The sequence below is a fragment of the Sporosarcina jiandibaonis genome (assembly GCF_013184495.1).
Lineage (GTDB): Bacteria > Bacillota > Bacilli > Bacillales_A > Planococcaceae > Sporosarcina > Sporosarcina jiandibaonis.
In genome coordinates this window covers 775648-794126 of the sequence record NZ_JAAOIY010000001.1, presented here as the reverse complement: position 1 = coordinate 794126, position 18479 = coordinate 775648, and the positions used below count along the sequence as shown (strand labels likewise).

19 protein-coding genes are annotated in these 18479 nt (G+C 38.3%); 10 read left to right on the top strand and 9 right to left on the bottom strand.

What is annotated here, in order from left to right; genetic code table 11:
• Positions 1-13: 13 nt before the first annotated feature.
• From G8782_RS04190 to G8782_RS04175, 4 genes are all read left to right on the top strand, one after another.
• Positions 14-1843: an ABC transporter substrate-binding protein gene (locus tag G8782_RS04190; RefSeq protein ID WP_343034947.1), complete on the top strand. Its 1830-nt coding sequence runs from the start codon at positions 14-16 to the stop codon at positions 1841-1843.
• A 73-nt stretch (positions 1844-1916) separates the two neighbouring features.
• Complete coding sequence (locus G8782_RS04185; RefSeq protein WP_172369635.1) at positions 1917-2882, top strand: ABC transporter permease; 966 nt, start codon at positions 1917-1919, stop codon at positions 2880-2882.
• Positions 2883-2893: 11 nt separating this feature from the next.
• A complete protein-coding gene (gene opp4C, locus G8782_RS04180) occupies positions 2894-3817 on the top strand; it encodes an oligopeptide ABC transporter permease (protein ID WP_425505469.1) in 924 nt (307 codons plus the stop codon).
• A 102-nt stretch (positions 3818-3919) separates the two neighbouring features.
• Positions 3920-4948: a DUF2332 family protein gene (locus G8782_RS04175; RefSeq protein ID WP_172369634.1), complete on the top strand. Its 1029-nt coding sequence runs from the start codon at positions 3920-3922 to the stop codon at positions 4946-4948.
• 52 nt (positions 4949-5000) lie between these two features.
• Here G8782_RS04175 and G8782_RS04170 read toward each other — a convergent pair whose 3' ends face one another.
• The 3 genes from G8782_RS04170 to G8782_RS04160 are packed head-to-tail and all read right to left on the bottom strand — an operon-like array spanning position 5001 to position 8142.
• Entirely contained in the window at positions 5001-5951 is a 951-nt protein-coding gene (locus G8782_RS04170) for a polysaccharide deacetylase family protein (protein WP_172369633.1), read from the bottom strand.
• Positions 5948-7291, bottom strand: coding sequence for a glycosyltransferase family 2 protein (locus G8782_RS04165; protein WP_172369632.1), 1344 nt, complete (start codon positions 7289-7291; stop codon positions 5948-5950). Before G8782_RS04165 ends, G8782_RS04170 begins: the two co-directional genes overlap by 4 nt.
• Positions 7291-8142: a glycoside hydrolase family 16 protein gene (locus tag G8782_RS04160; protein ID WP_172369631.1), complete on the bottom strand. Its 852-nt coding sequence runs from the start codon at positions 8140-8142 to the stop codon at positions 7291-7293. The genes G8782_RS04165 and G8782_RS04160 overlap by 1 nt, the downstream gene beginning before the upstream one ends.
• A 285-nt stretch (positions 8143-8427) precedes the next feature.
• On the opposite strand from G8782_RS04160, the gene G8782_RS04155 reads away from it, so the two are divergent.
• Entirely contained in the window at positions 8428-9570 is a 1143-nt protein-coding gene (locus G8782_RS04155) for an MFS transporter (RefSeq protein ID WP_172369630.1), read from the top strand.
• A gap of 63 nt (positions 9571-9633) precedes the next feature.
• Here the strand turns inward: G8782_RS04155 and G8782_RS04150 are convergent, their stop codons facing one another.
• On the bottom strand, positions 9634-10008 hold the full coding sequence (locus tag G8782_RS04150) for a VOC family protein (RefSeq protein ID WP_216667756.1): 375 nt from the start codon (positions 10006-10008) through the stop codon (positions 9634-9636).
• A gap of 2 nt (positions 10009-10010) precedes the next feature.
• A complete protein-coding gene (locus G8782_RS04145; protein WP_172369629.1) occupies positions 10011-10763 on the bottom strand; it encodes a metallophosphoesterase family protein in 753 nt (250 codons plus the stop codon).
• 215 nt (positions 10764-10978) lie between these two features.
• Here G8782_RS04145 and G8782_RS04140 point away from each other — a divergent pair, with 215 nt between their 5' ends.
• Together G8782_RS04140 and G8782_RS04135 are read left to right on the top strand one after the other, a co-directional pair.
• Positions 10979-11251, top strand: coding sequence for a PDDEXK family nuclease (locus G8782_RS04140; protein ID WP_172369628.1), 273 nt, complete (start codon positions 10979-10981; stop codon positions 11249-11251).
• 65 nt (positions 11252-11316) lie between these two features.
• Positions 11317-11943, top strand: a complete 627-nt coding sequence (locus G8782_RS04135) for a hypothetical protein (protein WP_172369627.1) — start codon at positions 11317-11319, stop codon at positions 11941-11943.
• Between the two features lie 72 nt (positions 11944-12015).
• Here the strand turns inward: G8782_RS04135 and G8782_RS04130 are convergent, their stop codons facing one another.
• On the bottom strand, positions 12016-12375 hold the full coding sequence (locus G8782_RS04130; RefSeq protein WP_172369626.1) for a carboxymuconolactone decarboxylase family protein: 360 nt from the start codon (positions 12373-12375) through the stop codon (positions 12016-12018).
• A gap of 245 nt (positions 12376-12620) precedes the next feature.
• On the opposite strand from G8782_RS04130, the gene G8782_RS04125 reads away from it, so the two are divergent.
• Positions 12621-13190, top strand: a complete 570-nt coding sequence (locus G8782_RS04125; RefSeq protein ID WP_172369625.1) for a DUF4256 domain-containing protein — start codon at positions 12621-12623, stop codon at positions 13188-13190.
• A 109-nt stretch (positions 13191-13299) separates the two neighbouring features.
• The gene (locus G8782_RS04120; protein ID WP_172370207.1) at positions 13300-14112 is read left to right on the top strand and encodes a nucleotidyltransferase domain-containing protein; all 813 of its coding nucleotides are present in this window, start codon (positions 13300-13302) and stop codon (positions 14110-14112) included.
• Between the two features lie 330 nt (positions 14113-14442).
• Here the strand turns inward: G8782_RS04120 and G8782_RS04115 are convergent, their stop codons facing one another.
• Positions 14443-14814, bottom strand: coding sequence for an iron chaperone (locus G8782_RS04115; RefSeq protein ID WP_172369624.1), 372 nt, complete (start codon positions 14812-14814; stop codon positions 14443-14445).
• Positions 14815-14969: 155 nt separating this feature from the next.
• Here G8782_RS04115 and G8782_RS04110 point away from each other — a divergent pair, with 155 nt between their 5' ends.
• Complete coding sequence (locus G8782_RS04110) at positions 14970-15530, top strand: AAA family ATPase (RefSeq protein WP_172369623.1); 561 nt, start codon at positions 14970-14972, stop codon at positions 15528-15530.
• A 178-nt stretch (positions 15531-15708) separates the two neighbouring features.
• On the opposite strand, the gene G8782_RS04105 is transcribed toward G8782_RS04110, so the two are convergent.
• Both G8782_RS04105 and G8782_RS04100 read right to left on the bottom strand, forming a co-directional pair.
• Positions 15709-16449, bottom strand: coding sequence for a TerC family protein (locus G8782_RS04105; RefSeq protein WP_172369622.1), 741 nt, complete (start codon positions 16447-16449; stop codon positions 15709-15711).
• Between the two features lie 310 nt (positions 16450-16759).
• Positions 16760-18439, bottom strand: a complete 1680-nt coding sequence (locus G8782_RS04100; protein WP_172369621.1) for a hypothetical protein — start codon at positions 18437-18439, stop codon at positions 16760-16762.
• Positions 18440-18479 lie beyond the last annotated feature (40 nt).

Genomic DNA, 18479 nt, shown 5'->3' with positions numbered 1-18479 from the left:
AGGGGGAACTAATTTGTTGAAACGTTATAGGAGTAGTCTGTTTTTACTTATTTTAGTATTGATGTTTGGTTTAGTGTTGGCAGCGTGCAATGCAGAAGGTGACAAAGATACGAAGAAACCAGATGATGCTACTACTGAAGACACTAACAAAGATGATGAAAAAGATGATGAAGAAGCTACGGATGATGGACCAAAAGAAGGCGGTACGGTAACAGGTGCGATGCATACGGCACCAGCAGGTATGTTCAACCCTATTTTTTATGAAGAAGCTTATGAATCGAATATTCTAGATTTTACACATGAAGGTCTTACTTCCCAAAACGAAAAACTTGAATTTATCCCAGCTTTGGCAAAATCATGGGAAACGAACGACGACCAAACTGAAATTACATTTACACTTGAAGAAGGCGTCAAATGGCATGATGGGGAAGAGTTTACTGCGAAAGACGTTGTGTACACATACACAGCAATCGCGGATCCTGATTATGTAGCTGCAGGCGGAGTCCGTACAAACTACGTTGAGCCACTCTTAGGTTACGAGGATTATGTTTCTGGAGAATCAGATGAGTTTCCTGGTGTTGTAGCGGATAGTGACTACCAAGTTACGTTCAAATTCGCTGAGCCGAATGTAATGCCGCTTTATTACACAGGTTTCCCGATTATTCCGGAACATATTTTCAAAGATATTCCTGTAGCTGACATTCCGAAAGCAGAAGAATCTACTCAAGGCGGGAAAGTTATCGGAACTGGACCATTTAAATTCACGGATATGATTGAACGCGAGCAATATACGCTCGAACGTCACGAGGGTTACTGGCAAGGAAAACCGAATTTAGACAAAATTGTTTGGAAAATTGTTCAACAGTCTGTCATGACAGGTTTACTTGAAAAAGGAGAAATTGACTTTATCGCTGCTCCAGGAGGAATTGATCCTGCGGACTACGATATGGTAAATGACTATGAGAACATTAAAATTGCCGAGCAAGCTGACTTTGGTTATCAACTATTAGGCTTCAAATTGAACCACCGTACAGCAGAAGATGTCGCAGCTGGTGCAATTGAGCCAGATAATTGGGTTCCGAACAAGAAAATTGCTGATCCAAAAGTAAGACAGGCAATTGCATGGGCAATCGATCGCGATGGACTCGTAGGGGAAGGACATGGTAAAGGTCTACTTCACGGCCGTGGCCAACCAATCAACTCGCCAATTGCAGTTCAATTCTGGGCATACGATGAAAACGCAGGTACCAACTATACGCATGATCCAGACAAAGCGAAAGAAATACTAGATGAGCTTGGCTATGTCGACAAAGACGGCGATGGCTTCCGTGAAGACCCAGACGGTAACAAATGGGTACTAAATATGGAGTACCCTGTCGGAAACCAAATTCGTGAAAAGTCGGCACCACTAATTGTCGATTATCTAAAAGAAGTGGGCATCCAGGTCGACCTTCGTCAGCCAAAAGATATGTCAGTCTACGTGGATGGACTTACTAAAGACAATACTGACTGGGATCTATACTTGATTGGTTGGAACTTAGGAAGCGCGGATCCAGATCCACTTGGTCTATGGGGTATTAAAGATGCTTATAACTTCTCACGCTGGAACAATCCTAAATCAGATGAGTTGCTATATAAAGCAATAAAAGCTCCAGAAGCGTTTGACCAAGGTTTCAGAACTGAAGTTTATAAAGAATGGCAGAAGCTCTTCTCAGAAGACTTGCCGGCATTCCTGCTCTATGCACAAAATAGCATTTGGGCTTACAATGACCGAATTCAAAACGTCCAAATCCTGCCGCAAACTATGTACAGAGATTCCCATACTTGGTGGGTTAATGATTAATAATAACTAGAAGGAAAAAATTGAGAGTATGCGATTTACTGCATACTCTCCTCCTTCAAGGGAGGCTCGTAGTATGTACCAATATATTATTAGAAGAATATTAGTATTTATCCCTATGTTATTAGCGTTGTCCATCATTGTATTTGGCTTGGCCAAGGCGGCACCCGGCGATCCTTTTACTGGAAAGATTTTAGATCCGAACATAAACCCAGAAGTTTATGAACAGCAACGAGAAGCACTTGGTCTTAACAAACCAGTGCCTATCCAATATCTGAATTGGGCTAAAGAAGTTGCCCAAGGGAACTTTGGGGAGTCAATCACTTTTAACGGTCGTTCCGTTCAAAGTTTGATAAAGGAACGAATATTGAACACCGTATACTTAGGTATAGTTGCTCTTGGAATTACATTAGTAGTCGCAATTCCAATAGGTATCTATTCTGCTAGAAAACCTTATTCATTGTTAGATTACGGTGCAACTACTTTTGGATTTGCAGGACTCGCGATTCCAAACTTCTTCTTTGGACTTGTTGTCATTTATTTATTATCTATAAAAATGGGTTGGTTCCCAGCGCAAGGAACATTAACGTCAAATGATCTTTCTGGATTTGCGGAGTTTAAAGATCGGCTTCACCATATGGTTCTACCAGGACTTACGTTAGGACTAGCCAGTACTGCTTCATATATGCGCTATATGCGTTCAGAAGTGTTAGATGTACTTGGAAGTGACTATATCCGAACCGCAAAGGCTAAAGGCATGAGCGACCGCAACGTACTCTATAAGCATACGTTAAGAAATGCAATGATTCCTATTATTACATTAATGGGTTTTGAATTTGGCGCAATTTTAAGTGGCGCGATTATTACAGAACAGGTATTTAATTTTCCGGGACTAGGAACGTTATTTATTAATGCGATTACGAACCGGGATTATCCTGTCGTTATGGCGATTGCTCTTTTATTAGGTGTAGCGATACTCGTCGGAAACTTAATAGCAGACATTTTTTATAGCATTGTAGATCCGAGAATTCGTTATGATTGAGGTGGATATGTATGGTTCAGCCGACTCCAATTGATCCAATGAGTGTAGATCCAAACGAAGAAGTGGTTATAGACCGAAAACATAGAAGTCCGCTTCAATTGGCGATTCGACGTTTTCTAAAAAATAAATTGGCAATTGTAGGTCTGATCGTCTTTTTCATCATTATTTGCATGGCTATTTTTGCCCCGTTTTTGACAGACCAAGATCCGGAACAACATGATTTATTATCAATTGAACAAAGCCCGACTAGTGAACATATTTTAGGGACAGACGGCTCGGGGCGAGATAACTTCTCAAGACTGCTATACGGCTCTAGAATCTCGTTGATTGTAGGATTTAGCGCTATGGTATTCACCTTAGTCATTGGCCTTATTACAGGTGCTATCGCTGGTTATTACGGCGGAATCGTTGATAATATAATCATGCGATTAACGGATTTAGTTCTTGCTTTACCGTTTTTAGTATTAGCATTAACGATTATTGCCTTAATGGAAAAGATTACGATTGGCATATTTGTCACAATCATAGCTATTACCTCGTGGCCAACCTTGACCCGGATAGTCAGAGGAACATTTCTTTCGCTGCGGGAGCAAGAATTTGTATTAGGCGCCCGGGCAATCGGTGCAAGTGATACACGAATTATTTTCAAGCATTTCATACCCAATGCAATTGGTCCGATTATTGTAAACGCAACATTGATGATGGCTTCGATGATTATTATTGAATCGGCTTTAAGTTTTATCGGCTTTGGAATTCCGCAACCTACACCGACATGGGGAAATATGATTTCCGAGGCGCAAAGTATACGTATACTTCGCTACCACCCGGAAGCATGGATACCGCCCGGTTTAGGAATATTAGTTACCGTACTTGCGATTAACTTTATCGGGGATGGACTTCGCGATGCATTTGACCCGAAGAGTGACGGGAGATAAGACTGAGTATAAAGAAGTCGGAAAATATACCCCGAACCCAATCTCTATTAAAAGAGTGATGGATCGGGGTGTTTGCATTAACGCTATCGGAGGGAAATATTTGTGAGCATTGCTAAATTATCCAATGAATTTTGGAGTTTTTCGGAGGCTGAATGCAAAAGTTCAAGCAGCCTGTATGAATGTCTTTCCAAACAAATAGCCGGGGATCGTGAATTACTTGAATTATGCTCTTTTTCTAGGGAAGGTCAACCCGTTCCGAATTTGTTTTTTGGAGCCGTTCAGTTTTTATTATATAAAGGTAAAGAACATTCTTTAAGAGATTACTATCCTAGCATGGTAGAACATCCAAAGGATCATGAAGAATCTTTTTCTCACTTTAAAGATTTTTGCCTGCTTTATCGTGAAGAACTAATTAGACTTTTGAAAGTGAAATTAGTCCAAACAAATGAAGCAAGGCGATGTGGATTTCTTTATCCCGTATTTTCCCATATATACAATTTAACGAAAAAACCATTTGCTCTTATTGAAATTGGGACGAGTGCAGGTTTTCAGCTTCTTTGGGATCAATATAGTTATGATTATCAATCGGATATCATATATGGCAATAGTCAATCTGGTATTTCTATTCAATCAGAAATCAAAGGGGATAATCATCCTGAATTACTAGTGAAAAGTCCGCCAGTCACACAAAGAATCGGAATCGATATTCACATAAATGATGTTACAAATGAAGAAGACTTGCTATGGTTAAAATCATTAATTTGGCCAGAGCATAAAGCCAGAAGAGAATTATTCGATCAAGCAGTAAATTGCCTGATTAAAAACAAACATAAAATCGTGTTCATCAAAGGGGATGGAGTAGAGTTTCTCCCGGAAATTGCTGAACGCATTCCCGACGACGCAGTGATATGTGTTTTTCATACCCATGTGGCAAATCAAATGCCAATTGAGATGAAATACAAATTGCTGGATGTTATCAAGAATATTGGTGATAAGAGGGATATTTTCCACATCTACAATAATATTTGGGATGGAAAACTTCATCTGGATTACTATATAAACAAGACAGAACACAAAAAAGTACTCGGAGAAACCGATGCGCATGGGAGATGGTTTACATGGAATCTATAGCCGAACTTCATTCGAAAAATGCCCCAAAACAAGTACGCTTTGTTTAGGGGCATTAATTACTTACATATTCCATAAAAGTTTCGAAGGATGTAGCTGCCAAAATATTAAACCTTGGGAGTTCATACAGGTGATCATCCGGGGATGCTGCGCGATCTTCGGTTGTAAACGCCATTTTAAATCCTAAATCCTTCACTATTTTTATTGTTGAAGGGGAGTATTCGCCGTAAGGATAAGCGAATGCGAGATTTTCACCGTTCAAATTGTGGATGCTTTTTTGAATATCCTTCGTTACTTCATCATCAGTTCTTGAATTCAAATAGGAAACTTCTATATTTTGCACACTATTTTCACGTCTATGATAATTATACGTATGGCTCTGATAGTCAAAAACGTCACATGCATTACTTAACTCTTTTATGCTAAAGTATTGGACCTCTTTCGGTTTAAATGGTTGAACTCTTTTTGTAACCTTTCCAGTAATAACAAAATTTACAGCTGTAAAATCATATTTCTTCAATAACGGATATGCCTCTACAAAATTATCCTTATAGCCATCATCGAATGTCAGCAAAACACTTTTATCCGGAATATCTATTTCTCCAAGCAAAAACAAATACAATTCCGCTAGAGTTAATGTGACAAAATCATTCTCTTTTAAATATTTGAGGTGTTTTTCAAGTTCCTCTTTTGTCACGATCATCGGATTTATTTCCCCGTCAATATAATGCTGTTTACTAATAGTGCTCTCTTTTAAAATGCGGTGGTATGTAAGAACAGGCACACTTGCGGCTTGTTTTTCTCCAGTTGGAAAAGTTCTAACTGTTTTTTGTGAACCGACATCACAATTAGCTAACGGGAATTGGTGATGTTGAGGAAAAAGCCCTGCATGTTCCTTTGATAGTAAATTATATTCTGAAATAATAAATATGGTTATAAAAATAAGTGCCCCTAGCAAAGTGAAAAATCCAGAAGCGATTGCTATTCTAGGTAAGTGACTCTTCATGTTATTTTCACATTCATTTTATCTAAATCACCGGACCTTTCCACCTTATTCCATTTTTGTGGTTGGTAAAAATACGTTAACGTTCCATAGATAACGAATGATAAGTTCACCAGTCTAAAAACAAAAATTTCAATAGGGAGAAATAACAGTATCCTGAATATATCTACTTTGGAAAACTTTATTCCATGAACGGAACTAACGTAAATCGTTGTTATGCTTTGATACATAAAGAGAAGAACTGCACTTGTTCCAAATAGCAGGAATAATATGTAGTGTCCTTTATGGAAGATTAGAAGGAGAGGCATTAGGACAACTGGAAATGCGTTTAACGTTCCGATAATGAATTGATCTAAGAGGAAAAAAATAGAAAATCGTTTTGATAACCGAACAAAGTAAAATCTACGGTAATAGATCAAGCAATCTATAAAAGCTTTTTGCCACCTGACTCTTTGTTTAAATAAATCAATTAATGTTGTGGGGCATTCGGTATAACACATCGCTGTGGGAACGAATGATATCCTTTTGTGCCCGCCATTATCTTTAATCCATAAATGAAGCTTTAGGGTAATATCCATATCTTCTCCGATTGTATTTCTAAAGCCATTGATATCGACTAAAACCTCTTTTCTAAATGCACCAAATGCTCCCGCGATAACACTAATCGTTCTCAGTGAAGCCTGGGCCCGTTTGTGCAAATAAAATGCGGTTAAATATTGCAAGAATTGATATCTAATTATGCCGCTAATCTTAAAAGTCGGCTTTAAATTATCCATCTCGCCATTGAAAGCTTGAGCTATTAAAACATTCCCGCCGCAAGCAATTGTGTCAAAATCTTGAAAAGCTGCATTCATTTCTAGCAATGAATTCTGATCCAAAATGCTATCGGCATCCAGGGTGATAACAACTTCATTCACACTGAAATTTATCCCCGCGTTCAAGGCATCAGCTTTCCCGCCTTGAAGTTTGTCTATGACGTAAATATTCGGAAAGATGCTTGATTCATATACTTTTATAATGTGATTATGCTTTAGTTTTGCAGACATACTATAGTATTTATATGGTAGTAATTTCAATTTTTGTTTTAAAATTGCTAATGTATCATCTGTCGATCCATCATTTATGATTATCAGTTCAGCAGCCGAATAATTGAGTTGTTGAAATCCTGAAATGCATTGGGAAATGACTTTCCCCTCATTAAATGCGGGAACAAGTACTGAAAAGCTATAATTCCGTTTAATTTTATGTCGATTTTCCTTCTTAAATAAAGGAATTAGAATATACATACTTTGAAAAATGATAAAAGCTACAAATATAACAAGTGTTATATACAAATAAACCATTACTGTCTCCCATTCTTTTTTTGAAAAACCCGTACATAATCAACTAGCATTTCTTTTGGGTAATCATCTAATGGATCGGGTTCTCCAGGCCAAAATCCACCGATGGCTGTGTTTAGATATATGAATAGGGGAGAATTTGGTGAGAATGCTTCTGTTTCATAGACAGTTTCTCCGTCTACTAACCACACAATTTTATCTTCCTCCCATAGGAGCCCGTAAATGTGAAAGTCCTCGGAAAAGTCAATGTATTCGCTGGTGTACTTAAAATAATCACGCTTTTTTTCTCCAGAAGAATTCTCCCAATGAACGACATGATGCAGTTCATTTGGATATTGCCCTAAATTTTCCATAATGTCTATCTCAGGCAACCAATTAATTTCATTTGAATTTACAAGCCAAAATGCGGGGAAAACCCCTTTACCTTTCGGGATTTTGGCTTTAATCTCAATTTGTCCATATGTGAATTCAAAAATACGCTCTGTTGTTACCGCACCTGATGTATAATCACGCCCCTTATATCGTTCTTTTCGACTTTCGATTCGCAACATATCATTGTAAACATTGATATTGGCAGGCGAGTAATATTGCCATTCTCCGTTTTTATCCGAAGGCCAATCTTGTAAATTCCAATTCAACAATGACGATTCGTCACGGAATTCATCATTCCAGACAAGTGTCCATTCATTACGATTCCTGCCTTGTTCTATAGGAAACACTTCGTTATCATGTTCTTTCGTTTCCGACTTATTATTAACTTCATCTGCAGTTACCGTTTTGTCTGGTAGACTTTCCTCGGTTTCACAACCTCCTAATATGAACAACAATAGAATGAGTAAAAAGTATTTAATCATTTCCTCCTCCCAAAAAGCTGTGTTGAATACAGCTATATACCTATTATATATATGAGTTGACACCTTAACTTATGCGAGAAGTCTCATGAGAACCGGGCTACTTGTCCCTTTCCGATAAATAAATTACATTTTTACCGAATCCAATCTTAATAAACTAGAGAAAATAGGTGGTTGGACGTATATGAAGTGAGAAACAATCCGTCCTGCTGGCGCAATTCAATTAAGTTAAAAAACTCTCCAATTCATGTATGATTGAAGTGAAGAATAGTTGAAAGGATTTAGTTCATGACTAGAATGCTTTATTTTATTATTATGGTTTCTTTTCTAGATACATTTATCCAGTTGCCAATCATAACACCGTATGCCTTGCAGCTAGGCGCATCCAATCTACTAGCCGGTGGAATTGTTGCCATTTATTCATTAACAAATATGATAGGTAATATTATAGGCGGACATTGGATAGACAGATTTGGACGCAAAAGGATGCTATTTATCGGCATGTTGGCCGCATCGATTATATTGCTCCTTTATCCCTATGCGCAAACAGGTGAGCAACTCTTTATCGTTCGGTTTCTTCACGGATTGGCAGGGGGGGTATTGATACCTGCAGCGTTCGCATATGTTGGTGATCAAACGAGCAAACGTTCAAGGGGAAAAGCGATGGCGATTACAGGCGCATGTATTGGAACTGCAGCAATTATTGGACCGGCCATTGGCGGAATTATGGCTGCAAGATCCGAGGTCGAGCATGTTTTTGTACTCGTAGCGGTGTTGTTTTTCATCACAACATTATTATTATTGAAATTTGTGAAAGAATCCTTCTCGGCAACAGAAAGAAGTGCTGTCTCCATTAAACACTTTATGCCGCTTTTAAAAGATTCTTTATTGCTCCAAGCTTCCTTGGCTGCATTTGCATTAATGATTAGTAACGGAACATTGGCATTTGCTCTGCCGTTAAAGGTTGCAGATATGGGCTTAACCTCTGAAACGACGGGACTATTATTGAGTACATTTGGCATAGTCGCCTTAATCGTTTTTTTAACGCCATTAAATCGAATGTACGATCATTTCGCACCAATCTCTTTAGTCGTCATTGGGCTCAGTCTCATTTCGTTCGTTCATATCATGCTAAACTTCACTGTGAATTCAACAATTGGTTATCTCTTAATGTGCGTATACGGCGTTGGGTTTGCTCTTGTATTTCCGTCAATGAACAAAATCGTGGCGGATGCTTCATCGAAAATCGATCGTGGAAAAGCTTACGGGATTTTTTATGCATTCTTTTCTTTAGGGGCAGTAGCCGGGTCATTCATCTCAGGCGCAGCCGCTGAGATTATCGGTTTGCCGTTCTCCTCAAGCGCTACAATCATGCTCTCCATTGGATTATTCTTGCTATACTTTTCGAGAAAAACGAAGCGGCAATTATAAATTAAAAAGTACCAGGTTCATAACGATGATAATAATCGTTGGAACCTGGTACTTTATTTCATATTAACTTTTCATCGCAGAATCAATCGGTTCCCATAACTCAATCTTATTACCTTCCAAATCCAAAATATGCGCGAACTTTCCATAGACTTCAACTTGCAATTCTCCAACAACCTCAACATCTTTCGATCGAATTTCCTCAAGATAAGCGGCTAAATCATTCACTCGAAAATTAATCATAAACTCTTTATCTGACGGGCTAAAATAAGTTGTATCTTTGGCAAATGGCGCCCATACAGAACTTCCTTCCGCGTCACCCCATAAAAATGTTTTTCCGTATTGATCCGACGATAACCCGAGCTTTTCATGATACCATTCACGAAGTTTTTCAGGATCATTGCACTTAAAAAACACGCCGCCCAATCCAGTAATCCCCATAATTATTCACTCCCTTTTAACTGATCCCCATGAAACGCCTTCAAAATAAAATCACGGGCTGGAACATTTAATATTTCATAAGACATTAGAAAACCTGTATTATCATACTCCGCTTCGAGCAAATCCACTTGAATGTCATCGGCTTCAATCGTAACAACTGCGTATCTTGCAACCGAATTCTTAGCACAACCTAGTGAACCAGGATTTAAATAAGTTGTATGCTCTCCTTTAAAAAAGTGAACTGGATGATGATGGCCAAAGCAGATTAAATCAACATTTTGCGGACCGAACAAACCAACCATATTTTCAAGAATCGGCTGAACAATCCGAGCATAAGGATCATCGCTAATATGAGCATCCATCTTTTTGGCATCCACATGATAATGAGTGAAAAAGACCGATCGTCCAGAAATGTTTTTTCGAATAAATCGCGGAAGCCCATCAAGTTTATCAATGAATTTTTCATCAATTCCTTCAGCGATCCATTGATGGTGTTCTTTTACATGAGGGTGACTTAGAGGGTGTGGCTCACCTTTGATAATAGCAAGAACCGCTTCATCATGATTACCTGTAACCATTGAAATCTCGTCTCGGGAAAATAACAATTCCAACACTGCATTTGTATCAGGTCCAATCGCAATCATGTCGCCAAGACAATAGATATGTTCAATATCATTCCGCTTATCAATTTCATTAAGAGCGGCTACTAACGCAGGCGCATTCCCGTGGATATCGGTAATGACAGCAAACTTCATAAGATTCACTCCTACCATGTTTCGAAACGGATAGTTCTATTATAAAAAGACATCTACAAATTACTATTCAATAGTAGTACGTCAAAATCCTTTAAAAAAGTATAAAAGTGAATAATCAGACAAATGCACCACTATTTATGGTAGAATGAAAGTATCATACAATATCTTACAATTCACGCCAAACTGAACGATAACCTTCCGGAGGAGGTACTCAGATGACGACATTAACTGAGCAGCAATTAGAAGATCAACTAATCGAACAGCTCGTACAAAATGGCTATGAACCTGCGATTATTCCGAATGTCGATTCGCTTCAAGCTAACTTCCGAAAACAAATGAATCGATTGAACAGAGAAAACTTAGCGGGTACTAAGTTAGCCGATAAAGAATTCACACGCTTTCTTCTTATGATAGAAGGGGAGAGCGTATTCGAATCTGCAAAAATCTTACGAGACAAGCAAGTCCTTCAGCGCGATGACGATAGTTAAATATACATCCAGCTTTATTACGATGTATCAAAATTTCTAGGATCTGGGGAAGGGGGAGAGAGAAAATGACATCAGATTATAATAAGCCGATAAAAACCCACTCCTGGCCGCTTATTATTTTTCTATTAATTATTTTTTGGCCAATAGGTGTTTATTTCCTTGTTAGAAAACTGAGCGTTGATAAGAAAGCGTCACTGTCGTCTGGAAGAAAAATGATGATATGGGGATGGATTATTGCAGTTATGGGGGTATTCTCATGGACATCATTGATGGAAGATGGCGTTATTAGTGGGACACTCGGTATGTTGTTTTATGTTTCATTAGGACTAACATTGGTTTATTTCGGGAAAAAGTCATCGATAAGAGCAATCCAATATAAAAAGTACATCGATATTATTGTAAATAAAAGAGTACGATCCATTGCGACGATTTCATCGGCGATTCCCGTATCACATGATATTGCAATTAAGGATATTCAAGAAATGATTAATAAAGGTTTTTTTGAGGATGCTTATATTAATTACCATCGAGATGAAATTGTTTTTGCAAATGAAGCTGAAGTTGAAGGAAGAGTAAAGAATCATAAAGTAGAAATGATAGCCGTACCTTGTAACGGGTGCGGCGCGAATAATAAAGTTGAAAAGGGACAAGTTGATAATTGCCAATACTGCGGTTCACTTGTTAGTGGGTGACGATTATATCCGCGGCATGGATGATTTGGTTGCAACAAGAAAACAGCCACCTGATCAGGTAGCTGTTCCGTGTTATTGAACGGTTTTTGTAAAGTCTTCAAGTGCATTCTGCCAAATGATTGCGCCTTGGCTCATTGCGGAACCGCCACCTAGAGCCGCAGCTACTCCGATTGCTTCCATCATTTCTTCTTCAGTACAACCCGCATCCAGGCAACCATTTGTATGGTAGACGATGCAATATTCGTCATGGGTACGGACACTAATGGCGAGTGCGATTAGCTGTTTTTCTTTCTGACTCAATTTGCCTTCTTCGAAACATGCCTCAGTGAACGCATTATATGCGCTGGCAATATCCGGCATATTTACTGCGAAACTACCCATTCCAACTTTATATTCCTGTAATACAGCTTCTGAATACGTAATTTCCTCCATATACTAACCTCCTGTTCGAGGGTAGTATTAGCAATGCGGAGGAAGACATGCATTTTTTTTTGAGGATTTTAAGGTTAATTATCCTATTATCAAATGATTCGATCAATAAAGCAGTATTGGGCACACAGGTACGATTTTAAATATAAAAATGTTATACTTATTGTACAAATCTAATACATATTTAGTAAGTATAATCTTCTGCAAACGAGCCAATTTGTAAGCATATAATTTAGGAGGAAACTAACATGACAGAGGGAAGTAATAAGGAGTTATCGCTAGCACAACGTGAAGAATTACTCGGGGTATTGAAGGCACGTTTCGAGAAAAATATGAACCGCCATGAAGGACTTGAATGGGCTAAGGTCCAAGAAAAGCTGGATGCTAATCCTGAAAAAATATGGTCGCTTAATGAGATGGAGAGAACTGGCGGAGAACCAGATGTTGTCGATTATGACATAAAGAATGACGAATACATTTTTTATGATTGTTCGGCGGAGAGTCCAAAAGGCCGAAGAAGTGTTTGTTACGACCGTGAAGCGCTAGAATCAAGGAAAAAACATAAACCAGAAAATAATGCTATTGATATGGCAACCGCCATGGGAATCGAACTTTTAACGGAAGAACAATATCGAGCGTTGCAAGAACTTGGGAAATTCGATATGAAAAGTTCGAGTTGGGTGCAAACCCCTGCTAATATTAGAAAACTCGGCGGGGCTATCTTTTGTGATTGTCGCTACGACACTGTCTTTGTGTACCACAATGGGGCAGAATCCTACTACGCAGCCAGAGGGTTCCGTGGCTCGCTAAGGGTCTAGAAATGCATTTAAATTAACGGGCAAGGATACTTCAATAGGAGGCTTGTTTGTTCACATTATGTTGGTGATGTGTAATTTGGGGAGTGCGGAAATAACAGGGGGACTTAGGATGGTGATTTTAAGGCCTGGATATGGTCTAGACTCTGATGGTTTTATTGTAAGTGATGTTAGTAGAGATAAAATTGATAATGTCTATGTACCTTGTATTCGAAAATCCGTCGAGAGTCTTAGAAATTTGTTTGATCGACAATTGCACAGTGTTTATGTGTACGGCAGCGTAGCCAGAGGTGAAGCGGTTGTTTTTGAATCAGATTTAGATCTAATTGCTATGTTTGATGGCCAACTGAGCTCCGTTAAGTTGGCTGAATTAAAGAATATTGCTAGAGAGCTGTCTCATAAGTACCATTCGCTGGTTCGTGAAGTTGGTATAGCTGTTGCATATTATGACTATACAGTTGACCCCTCAAATTATTATGAAAATGCATTTCTTAAGGAACTTTGTGTTTGTGTATACGGAGAGAATCTAGGAGAGCGATTTGGTCCGTATAAACTTACACCGGAGATAGCCATTCGCTTCAATGGTGATATTTATGATGTTCTTGCTCGAACGTTAAATAGGCTAGAAATAGCTTCAAATGAAGATTTTAAAACATTTTCACAAAACTTTGCTCGAAAACTCATTCGAACATACTATTCAATGGTTATGGTGCGTTCTCAGATTTGGACAACACGTCTTCACGAGCAATCCGAAGTCATTATCCATCACTTCCCAGATAAAGAATCTATTATTCGTACCCTGCTAAATTGGATAGATGAACCGACGATGGACCGTGAGGCCGTTTATGAGTTATTTAAGAGTGAGGGTGAATGGGCTAGTGCGAACTTTGCACATGAAGCCAATATAACACTTCAAGATTTATGAGTATTTTTAATAATGTGGGGTGGTAGAAACAATCTGGATTAAGGGAATATCAGAACGCCCGCGTGGTATATTAAGAAGTTCAATAAAATAGGTAACTCAAAGGTGGTCGGTCCATTCCCGTAAGAAAGGGGATGGTGTCCATGTCAATATAAGAGTTGTAGCAATAAGGAAGGATGAAGTACAATGCTTCCCCTGTCATTTAACACAATAAAAAAATAACCTATCCTGAAGATAACGGCTCAGATGGATTACTCCTATCAAGTAGCCGACCCCCTTGAAGGGGCCTGCTATTGTTTAGTTTATTCAATACATAATAAACGATTCAGAGATTTATTTCCGCCAAAAACTCATATATTCTGCCTTATCCTGAATATTAAATTCAATCATTTTCTCAAGCAATTCGTAATTTACCGGCTCATTCCACGGAATTCGAAACAAACCTTTGGTAGCGCTGTAGCCAGCTTGTGCAATGTCATCAGAAAATTTCGTAATGCCTGCTGGTTCTGGTGAAACGCTCAAATGATGCTTCGCTGTAGAAAAGCCGATGATAAATGTGTCGTGATCTGTAAACATTGGCGTATTCCATTTAATTACCGGTTCCAAATTCGGAAATTTATTAGCAACCCACGCCAAGATTTCTTTTGTTCGATCGTGATGGTCGGGATTATCGATACCTGCTAAATACTTTTCAAAAACTTCCATGCCTTCCTCCTTCATCTAAGTGCGGTAGTGCCTTCTTTATGCTCATTCACATTATACAATTCAGGGATATCGCATACAAGGAAACCAATCGTGTCTTGTCGAAGTTCTTAAAGAGAAAACCATCTTTAAACACTTTATAGAATGGAGTTAAGTAAATGGAGCGATTAATAATCATAACTGTCGGTAAGACCCATAGCGGGAAAACTACATTTGCTAGAGCTTTGGAACAACAGTTGCACAACTCATTGGTAATTGATCAAGATAATCATGCTGAATTCATCAATAACTATTATAAAACTTTAATGCCAAAACAAGGACCAAACACAATCAAGTACGCCATCTCCAATACAATTCTCGAGTACGCTGTGGATCAAACTGATTTTCATCTAATTTTATGCAACTCAAACCGCTGCCTAAAGGGTCGAATGAGTTTGCTTGAATATTTCAAGAGCAAAGGGTTCATCAGCATTATCGTTAACTTCGATATTCCAGATCATGTTCTCTGGGAACGCGTTTCAGATAGTCAACGTAGCACAGCTATATTTAGAACCGCTTCTACTTTTGAAGAAGTACTTATTCGACAACAGGCGGAGACTGAAAAAGCCGGCGTGATTGTGCCATCAGAAGGCGAGGCAGATTATTTATTTGAGATTAAAAGCTCCGATGAAGTTCAATCTGTTTTCAAGGAAATTGTTGAAACCGTGAGACATTCTTAGCAATATTGACCTTTTAACACAAAATAACCCATCCTTGAGTAGAGCGCCAGATGGGTTATCCACTCATTATAGCTGCCCTCTTGAAGGTACCTACCTACTATGCTAATCCACATTATACAATTCAGGTATGTCTCTTGTAAGGGCGCAAGTTCCGATCTCCCATTAATATTTAATTATCTTAATTTGTTTCATCAGTTTTTTCTTTAGATAAAAACCAACCACCTAAAGCAATCAGTAGCATAACTGACCAGAAGATTGTTTTCCAAACTCCACCTTCGACAAAAGCTTGAGAAACAATGTTCACTGCTGGATGTGCAAGAGTGTGCATTAATAACTTGACCCCGACCCAACCAACTAACAACATCGCAGCTTTTTCAAGGCTAGGGCGTTTTGTCAATAACTTAACGAAAAATCCTGCTGCAAATCGAATAACAATGAGACCGGCAACTGCACCTATTACAATAACAATAAATTTAGCACCGTCCATACCACCAATATTGCCCATCGCTGTATCAGGTAGGTCGACGACAAGAGCTACTGCCGCTAAAATAGAATCGACAGCGAATGCGATATCTGCTAGAGCAATTTGGGCAACAGTCATACGATAGCTTTTCCCTTTTTTCGCTTTTTCTTTGCCATTCCTTTTTAGTAAGTGTCTTACGGCGATGAAGATTAAGTACGCAGCCCCGATAGCTTGAACTTGCCAAACGTTGTATAAGAACGAAATGATGAAGATCGCGCCAATCCTAAATATAAAAGCCATTAGCAAACCAATATTGATCGCTTTTTTTCGCTGTTCTTCTGGTAAATGCTTTGCCATTATAGCTAAAACTAAAGCATTATCGGCGGATAATAAACCCTCTAAAATAATCAAAATGACTAAAACCCAACCGTACTCTAAGAATAAAGATAATTCCATATTACCCTCCAAAAATTATTTACAACATTAACTGTTTTGTAGATTTTTAAAGTGGATTTTGTCCTTTGCCTCTTTCGAATATTGTCCCCTTAAGCCGCTATCTTATTCAACCGCTTCTATTGACGTAAGTATGAAAAAATGGAAGGAAAAATGGATGAATGCGGAGTTGAGCTAATTGGTTCGTTTTTAAAATTCAGCTTGCTATTTATTGAAACCGAACTTAATTACTTTAAGAATTCTGGTTAAACGATGTGTCATTCGGGAGATTGACAAAGGGACTCCGTAGCGACACGGGTCCCTTTGTTTCGGCTTATGTTTGAATGAAAGGCGGATTTTCCAAATGGTCAGTATGCGCTTTCATGTGTTGGTAAAATTGCTCATAACGTGTCCAGCGTAATGGGAACTTCAATGCAATTTCGTTGCTCTGATCATATACGATTATGTGTTTTTTTGTGTGCTCCACTTTTTTGATATTCTGTAGTCCAATGTTTTGTTGGGTAGAACCATCCTGTTTCACAAGCTGTTGGCCACTAATCGAGATTTTTCTATTTTTATTTTTTGTGATTTCATAAATGAACAACAATCCTACAACAAGCGTGAATAGAATTGTAAGTAGAAGCGAATCATAGTTTCCAAAAACTATTCTTAACCATTTTCCAATAAGCGGAAACAAAAGAAACCATGCGATGTTCCTAATTTTTGGAGAGCTTTCAAAATAAATATAACTTTCATTTTCTAGATTTTCTTCTTCTTTTTTCACGAAAAAATCACGTTTATGTTCTTCGATACTAGCTGAATCTAATTTGATAAAATCAGTATACGTTTCGTTGTATAAATCTGCTGTATTATCATCGTCTTTAACCGTAAAACCACCGACCCAGCCGACATATCGAGTGCCGTCCTCACTGAAACTCATTAAATAATAGCGCATTGGATCTCCGTAAGTATTTTTGGTTTCGACTTTACCTTCAATTCGGATATCCTCGGGGAAGAGAATTTGCTCATCATTTTCCCAAGTATCTTCAATAATTGCAAAGAAGAGAGTAGATTTGGCCAAATGAGCTTGCTTTCTATCATCAAGTGGATAGAGATGTTCTAGTTTTCTCTCTACCAATTCCCAATAGGTCAGATAAGCACTTTCGATATGGGTTGCACACCCAAGTAATGTGCTTTGCTCATAAGGAAGGTTTTTCGACATGCAAATAAGTAGGGCAATCGTTCTTAGGAATGGGTCCTTGAAATACTGAGCTGATTCAAGCTCGCTTCCGACTTCAGGAGTATAATAATATTCCATTAATTGAATAAGCAATTTCATCCGATTGCGTACAGCAAAGTAACTACCTTTCCATGCAGTATAAACAAATTTAGTTGAATAATCGGAATCGAACTTTAAGTATTCCTTTTTTTCATTTCTATAATCCTCAAGTAGGAAAGGAAGAATAACTTCTTTTTTAAAGCCTATCTCATGGCCTGAATAGTTAAAGGATAATATTAATTCATAGAGATCGAATTTATATTGGTTTGAAGAAAGCTTGTCCAGTGTCTTATCGAGAATTCCTTTTACGAGGATTGGATAGGTGGATAACTGGCTCGTCGGAATATCAAAATCATCTTTCTGCATTAAGTCGATAATCTTTTCTTCGAGAAAATAAAAAATTTCCTCATCCTCCGACGTTAGCAAAAATTCAACTGCACGCTCTTTGGCCTGTATATCGAAATCATCAAAATACTTTAGGAGACCATCGACAATTTCTGGTCTTGGAAAATCACAAACAAAGTCTATAAGATAATAGGAGGGGTAATCCCAATTATCAACGCGATCTGGAAATTTTGAAGCAGCTATTTTGATGGCGTCCTTTAGCACGTCAATTTGAATTTCTAAATCGTCTTGTTGCTTGTACTGAAATAGCCTACTAATCGCTTCATACCTTTTTTGGGGATTTTTACTTCTAATTTTTCTTAAAATAGATCGCAATTTCCATTCAATCAAATCCCTCACCTGACCTATTTGTTTAATGTATTCACTCTTA

Excerpts from the sequence above, each read along its gene's own strand:
- G8782_RS04170 (WP_172369633.1), bottom strand. The coding sequence starts at position 5,951 with ATGAAGAGTCACTTACCTAGAATAGCAATCGCTTCTGGATTTTTCACT.
- G8782_RS04145 (WP_172369629.1), bottom strand. The coding sequence starts at position 10,763 with ATGAAGTTTGCTGTCATTACCGATATCCACGGGAATGCGCCTGCGTTA.
- G8782_RS04155 (WP_172369630.1), top strand. The coding sequence starts at position 8,428 with ATGACTAGAATGCTTTATTTTATTATTATGGTTTCTTTTCTAGATACA.
- G8782_RS04165 (WP_172369632.1), bottom strand. The coding sequence starts at position 7,291 with ATGGTTTATTTGTATATAACACTTGTTATATTTGTAGCTTTTATCATT.
- G8782_RS04120 (WP_172370207.1), top strand. The coding sequence starts at position 13,300 with ATGGTGATTTTAAGGCCTGGATATGGTCTAGACTCTGATGGTTTTATT.
- opp4C (WP_425505469.1), top strand. The coding sequence starts at position 2,894 with ATGGTTCAGCCGACTCCAATTGATCCAATGAGTGTAGATCCAAACGAA.
- G8782_RS04115 (WP_172369624.1), bottom strand. The coding sequence starts at position 14,814 with ATGGAAGTTTTTGAAAAGTATTTAGCAGGTATCGATAATCCCGACCAT.
- G8782_RS04130 (WP_172369626.1), bottom strand. The coding sequence starts at position 12,375 with ATGGAGGAAATTACGTATTCAGAAGCTGTATTACAGGAATATAAAGTT.
- G8782_RS04160 (WP_172369631.1), bottom strand. The coding sequence starts at position 8,142 with ATGATTAAATACTTTTTACTCATTCTATTGTTGTTCATATTAGGAGGT.
- G8782_RS04140 (WP_172369628.1), top strand. The coding sequence starts at position 10,979 with ATGACGACATTAACTGAGCAGCAATTAGAAGATCAACTAATCGAACAG.
- G8782_RS04105 (WP_172369622.1), bottom strand. The coding sequence starts at position 16,449 with ATGGAATTATCTTTATTCTTAGAGTACGGTTGGGTTTTAGTCATTTTG.
- G8782_RS04135 (WP_172369627.1), top strand. The coding sequence starts at position 11,317 with ATGACATCAGATTATAATAAGCCGATAAAAACCCACTCCTGGCCGCTT.
- G8782_RS04150 (WP_216667756.1), bottom strand. The coding sequence starts at position 10,008 with ATGGGGATTACTGGATTGGGCGGCGTGTTTTTTAAGTGCAATGATCCT.
- G8782_RS04125 (WP_172369625.1), top strand. The coding sequence starts at position 12,621 with ATGACAGAGGGAAGTAATAAGGAGTTATCGCTAGCACAACGTGAAGAA.
- G8782_RS04110 (WP_172369623.1), top strand. The coding sequence starts at position 14,970 with ATGGAGCGATTAATAATCATAACTGTCGGTAAGACCCATAGCGGGAAA.
- G8782_RS04185 (WP_172369635.1), top strand. The coding sequence starts at position 1,917 with ATGTACCAATATATTATTAGAAGAATATTAGTATTTATCCCTATGTTA.